Annotated in this window: 2 protein-coding genes; both read left to right on the forward strand. The window is 27.3% G+C overall.

Annotated elements, in window-relative coordinates; translation table 4 throughout:
- The first annotated feature begins 479 nt into the window (after positions 1–479).
- A complete protein-coding gene (locus KQ878_RS03635; RefSeq protein WP_216567964.1) occupies positions 480–1,655 on the forward strand; it encodes a site-specific DNA-methyltransferase in 1,176 nt (391 codons plus the stop codon).
- 22 nt (positions 1,656–1,677) lie between these two features.
- Complete coding sequence (locus KQ878_RS03640) at positions 1,678–2,316, forward strand: hypothetical protein (protein ID WP_216567965.1); 639 nt, start codon at positions 1,678–1,680, stop codon at positions 2,314–2,316.
- Positions 2,317–2,844 lie beyond the last annotated feature (528 nt).

A 2,844-nucleotide genomic window follows, 5' to 3' on the forward strand; every position in this document is an offset into this window, starting at 1 on the left:
TGATGGAGTTATATTTGAAGTATCAGGTTTACCAGTACGACCTTGTGTTTGATGTTTAAAGGATTCATTATTTTTGCTATTAAAACAGGATGAGGAAAACATCGTTGTGGCTAAAACGGCAGTTGTGGGTATTGATAGTATAATATTTTTTTTAAGTTTGTTTTTTCTCATACTTTAATTATAAATGTTTATCGTTATTTTTGTTATATAATTAAAAATGTTGTATAATCCAAAAGTGTGATATAAGTGGAACAACCCAACTTGCGAGCATTGCCGCACTTCAAAAAATAAGGTTGCTTTAGAGAACGAAAGGCAGGGGCTGTTGTTTGGCTATCAACCTGTCATTTTTTTATGACGAAAACAAATGATAAGGAATTTACATAAGGCAAGTAAGAACATTTACCATCTTTATCTTAATGAGTTGAGTTTAGGCAAAAACCATAAAGTTGATGTGATATTTATGGAAACAAGGAGGAAATATGAATAATAAAATTTTTATTGGAGATAACTTGGAGGTTATGAGTTCCAAATATATGACTGAATTCCAAAATAAAATACAGACTATTTACATTGACCCCCCATATAATACTCTTAATGTTAAAAGCTATAAAGATAATATAAATACTTCAGACTGGATAGAAATGATGAAATTGAGATTAATTGAATCTAAAAAGTTTTTAAAAGAAACGGGAGTCATTTTTATAAGTATCGATGATAATGAATATGCCAATTTAAAAGTATTGTGCGATGAAATATTTGGCAAAAGAAACTATATTGGTACTTTTATTACAAACCAATCTAAAAGAAGCAATGCAATACACATAAACACAACTCACGAATATGTTTTGTGTTATGGTAAAAATAAAAAGAAAACACGGCAATTTGAAGTGAAAAGAATGGATATTCCCGAAAATAAAAAGCTGTTTAAAAAACTCAATTGTATAGCAACGGAGTTAGTTAAAAATAATTCATTAGAAATAGCTAACAAAAAATTTAAAAAAATAATAAACAATGAAGTTAAGAATTCTAATCAAACTTGGTTAAAAAATTATTCAAATATTGATGAAAATTCTAGAATATATTTCGCAATGGATTTATCAACACCAAATAACCCAAAATCAGTTTCAATTCCAGAAATAAATTTGGATTTAAAACCTTTAAAATCTAGAGGTTGAGCAAGCGATAAAAAATTTATTGAACTATACAAGGAGAAAAGACTTGTTTTTAAAGACGGCCGTCCTTATTCCAAAAAATATTTAGAGGAGGCAACAGAAAATGCTCAATCAGTCTTGAATTATTTTTCAAGACAAGGAACGAATGATTTAAAGAAAATAGGTTTAGCTGGTTTATTCGATACTCCCAAACCTGTTGAACTAATTAAATTTTTGATTAGAATATCAACAAATGATGATGATGTTGTTTTGGATTATTTTGCTGGTTCGGGAACAACTGCCCAAGCTGTTTATGAACTTAATTCATTAGAAAAAAGGAATAATAAATACATTCTTATTCAAACCAAAGAACCAGTTAAAACTAATACTTCTGTTTATAAAAAATGTATGGATTTAGGTGTCAAGCCTTTTATTAGCGATATACTTCTTTTTAGAGTTAACAGATATATCAAAACTAAAGATTACGATTTAGAATATATTTAATCTTAAAAAGGAAGGTAAATAAATGAATGAAATAGAAAGAAAACTTGAAGAACTTTTTGATAAAGGCGAATTTAAAAAAATCGATTTACGTTTTGTAAAAGAAGGTGTTGACGTTTTACAACAAATAAATTTAGTTCAACAAAAATACAATAAAAATGATACAGATACATTTATAAATGAATTAAGGGACTCAATTGTCGGAAATGTTTTAGGATATGGTTTGGTTAACATCAGAAAACACGGCTTTGATTGTAAAAAAGAGAACAAAAAAATATATCTTGAAGTTAAAGATGCTAGTTTTTCATCTGATTCTTGACAAGCAACATTTAATGACACAACACTTGAAAAAGCGAAAGCGTTTCAAGACCCTAGACTTTACTTAGCGTTAGCGGTATGAAAAGGTGCAAGTGATTTATTATTTATATGTTATGGACAAAACAAAAAGATAGGTGAATTTCTAGAACAAAAAGTGAATGCTTTCAAAAATGAAGGAAAAAATGTGAGAAGTACACAAAGCATAACTTTATCAAAATTGGTTTTTACTTATGGTTTTAAAATATTCCCAGTTTCTAAATCAAAGGAAGAAATAAAACAATTATTATTACTAGCGAACAAAAGTTTTAATAAATTAACTGATGATATGTTCGGAATTTTAAATTAATAGAAATAATATATTGTATGTATATAAATAAAAAACAACGTACTGAAAAAAATTCTACAACAAACAAAAAGTACAAAAGCAAACTTAATAGTTGCTTTTTCTTTATCTTTTGAGAATTGACGATTATATTTTTAAACTTTATCATAATAAAATTGCATTAAAAGAACTAATGTTTCCATTAGTTCTTTTAACCGCTCTTCGTCGGAGACTTAGCCAGACATTATTTATTTTACTAAATAACCGCTCATTTTTTAAGGTAGGAGCAAGTTTATTTCTAAACTCCCTACAAAATAGTTGCCTATATTTCAAGGCTTTTACATACTTATTGTACACTGCTTTTTCTTACGCGCGAAGAAATTTTTTAAAATATTTCATAAATTTTTCTTTTTGGTTTTTTTACATTTGACCGACAATAAAATGTCGGTTTGTGAAGTAAGCTACATAAACATTATTTAACAACTTTAGGGTTTAATCAAAGCTCATTAAATTGATTGCCTGTTATATCTTTTGAAATAATTTCATATAGTC

Source organism: Mycoplasma zalophidermidis (assembly GCF_018913985.1).
GTDB lineage: Bacteria > Bacillota_I > Bacilli_A > Mycoplasmatales > Metamycoplasmataceae > Mycoplasmopsis > Mycoplasmopsis zalophidermidis.